We start from the raw sequence: 2,687 nt of genomic DNA on the forward strand, positions 1-2,687 counted from the left end.
GTACCTGCACGGCGGCTACATCGGCACACCCGAGGTGGCCGAGACGCCCATCACGACCGAGGTCGACGAGGAACGCGAAATCGTCTATGTCACCCGTCATATGGACGACGCGGAATGCCCGTCGTTCTATGCGGAATCCACCGGCCTTTCCGGGCGGATCACCCGCTGGCAGGACATCGAGTACCACCCGCCGTGCCTGTATCTGCTGCACAGCCGGATCGCGCCGAAGGGCGACGTGCCCGCGGCCGACGGCAGCGACCCGAACGCATTCCATGTCGAGGTGGTGTATGCCCTGACGCCGGAGACCGAGACGTCCACGCACGATTTCTGGGCCGTTGCCCGCGATTTCGCGCTGGACGACGAGAAGGTCTCGGAATTCCTGCGGGAGAACAACCGCACCGTCGTGCTGCAGGACGTTAAGGCGCTGAACCTGCTGGAGCGGGTGATAGCCGGCGAGGCCGACGGCTACCAGGAACTGTCGATCAACATCGATACCGGCGGGCTGGCTGCGCGGCGACTGCTGAAGAAGCAGGTCGACGATGCTTCTGCGCCGGCGGTCGCGGCCATCTCGTGATTTCCTACCGCGTGGTGTGGGTGCCGGGCGCCGACCAGTTGCTGGGCGTGTGCCACTGCGGCGCCGAGCAGATCGCCGAGGATCCCGTGCAGTTGTGGGCATGGCTGACCGCGCACCCGGAAGGCCACCACGCGCACGCTGAGGCATCGCCGCCGCGTCGCGTGCGGGCCGCCGCGGTGGTGTGAGTCATGGAGCTGCTCGTCGCGGCGAAGGACGTCGTCGCCGACGATGTCGTCGCGCTGAGTCTCGTCGATCCCGCCGGAGCGGAACTGCCGGAATGGGCGCCGGGTGCGCACGTCGACCTCATTCTGCGTGACGGCCTGGAGCGGCAGTACTCGCTGTGCGGCGACCCCACCGACCGGTCCGCCTGGCGGGTCGCGGTCCCGAGTTGGGCCAGGTTAGTGCGCAGCTCTGGTTCGGGTGATCAGGGCGAGCGCGTTGCGTAGGTCGGCCGGAAGTGGTTCTTCGGCGGTTAGGACGTGGCGGCCGGCGCGTATCTGGACGGTGCGGTAGCGGCGTGTGGTGCGGACGAAGCGTTTGATCGACCAGCCTGTGGTGGTCTCGATGTGGTGGGTGACGGCGAGGGCGGCGAATACGACGGCGAGGTGGGCCTCGATCGATTCTTTCGTGTGGTGGTAGATCGGTCGCGCGCGCAGGTCGTGCTTGGACATGCGGAACGATTTCTCGATGTGCCAGAGCTGGTGGTAGGCGCCGATCACGAATTCCGGGGTCGGGTTCGTGATGTTGGTGATGTAGCTCTTCCAGCCGGCCAGCGTGCGGGCCTTGGCTTCGAGGTCGCGGTTCACGCGTTTGTCGCCGCCGGACAGGGTGATGAACCGGTTGCGTTTGATCGGCGCCTTGCCGGCGACGGCGCGTTCGGCTTTGCCGATCTGCTCGTCGATGCCCTTGAGGGTGCGGCGGGCACGGTCGGCGCGGTATTGGTAGTAGATGATCTGGTCTCGTCGCTTGTCGCTGGGTCCGGCCGGCCAGGGTTGGGTCAACACCAGCCCGTCGGGCACCTCGGTCTTCGGGTTGTTGGCGTGCCATTCGCTGATTGCGTAAGGGATTTGACTGATCCTGTTGCCGAGGATGAACCCCAGCCCAGCAGCCTCGATCTCGCGCTTGTTGTTCTCCGAGAGCATCCCGGCGTCGGCCACCACGGTGATGTCGCTGAGCTGGTGCGCGGTCATGAACGCGGTCAGCGTCGGCAGCATGGTGGCGGTCTCGGCCTTGTTTCCCTCGAACGCCTCCACCGCCAGGGGGAACCCCGCGGCGTCGGTGAGCAAGCCGATGGTGATCTGCGGCTCGAGCCGGCGTTCCTTACTGAACCCAGGCTCACGGAACCCGTCCGGCTGATCGGTCTCGAAGTAAAGGGTCGAGACGTCGTAGAGCACCAGCGACGCCGGGCCGAGCGCCGCGCGGGACGCGCACGCTGCCGAGATCTCCTTACGCCACGCCGGTTTCGCGTACGCAGGAAGCCGGCGCTTGAGCGTGCGGTAGGAGGGCGCATCAATACCGGTCTCGGCCAGCACCCGCAGCGAGTCCAGCTTGGATGTCGGCTCGATGATCCGGGCCAGCACCAGAGCACGGAACACCTCATCGTCGTTGCTGGCCTCGGCGAAGCCCAGCGTGTCGTACGCCCGACACAACGCATCCCACAGATGCCCCGCCCGCGATGCGACGATCTGCAACGGGCCCGGCCCACCGGCCGCATCAAAGCCCAGATCCAGCGCCTGCTGGCCAGCGACGATCCGATCAGCGGCAACCTGCCGAAGCGCCACCAGCTCAGCCTCGTCGTGCGCCGACCCGAGGTGCTCGATACGCCGCGAGCCACGCCTCGATGACCACACGATCTGCACCGCCGTCGCACCCGACGCGGTGCGCACCGTCCGCAGGTACGCCACCGACGCAGGCTACGGGCCCCAATTAGTGCGCAACTTCCAGCCGCTCAACACCGTCCAGCCCCCGAAACACGGGCCACCACACCAACCAAAAGCTGATCTTGGCCCAAGTCAGGTTTCTGCGTCTCGAATTCCCGCAGGAAATCGACCAACTCGTCCTGCGCAGCTGTGCTCAGCTCGACGCTCAGCAGGTCGTCGATCGCGGCGGTGAG

Annotated in this window: 3 protein-coding genes and 1 pseudogene; 3 read left to right on the forward strand and 1 reads right to left on the reverse strand. The window is 66.5% G+C overall.

The window, feature by feature from the left end; all coding sequences use genetic code 11:
• The 3 genes and pseudogenes from ACFE99_RS24725 to ACFE99_RS24735 form a co-directional block, all read left to right on the forward strand.
• Nucleotides 1–574, forward strand: a pseudogene (locus ACFE99_RS24725) (aromatic ring-hydroxylating dioxygenase subunit alpha); the annotation flags it as partial.
• The gene (locus tag ACFE99_RS24730; RefSeq protein ID WP_375489465.1) at nt 571–759 is read left to right on the forward strand and encodes a hypothetical protein; all 189 of its coding nucleotides are present in this window, start codon (nt 571–573) and stop codon (nt 757–759) included. The pseudogene ACFE99_RS24725 and the gene ACFE99_RS24730, both read left to right, overlap by 4 nt.
• 3 nt (nt 760–762) lie before the next feature.
• On the forward strand, nt 763–1,020 hold the full coding sequence (locus ACFE99_RS24735; RefSeq protein WP_375489467.1) for a hypothetical protein: 258 nt from the start codon (nt 763–765) through the stop codon (nt 1,018–1,020).
• On the opposite strand, the gene ACFE99_RS24740 is transcribed toward ACFE99_RS24735, so the two are convergent.
• Entirely contained in the window at nt 973–2,433 is a 1,461-nt protein-coding gene (locus ACFE99_RS24740; RefSeq protein WP_375489469.1) for an IS1634 family transposase, read from the reverse strand. The two genes, ACFE99_RS24735 and ACFE99_RS24740, sit on opposite strands and share 48 nt — an antisense overlap.
• Nucleotides 2,434–2,687: the final 254 nt, after the last annotated feature.

Origin of the sequence: uncultured Mycobacterium sp. (assembly GCF_964249325.1) — a bacterium.
Lineage (GTDB): Bacteria > Actinomycetota > Actinomycetes > Mycobacteriales > Mycobacteriaceae > Mycobacterium.

Excerpts from the sequence above, each read along its gene's own strand:
- ACFE99_RS24735 (WP_375489467.1), top strand. The coding sequence starts at position 763 with ATGGAGCTGCTCGTCGCGGCGAAGGACGTCGTCGCCGACGATGTCGTC.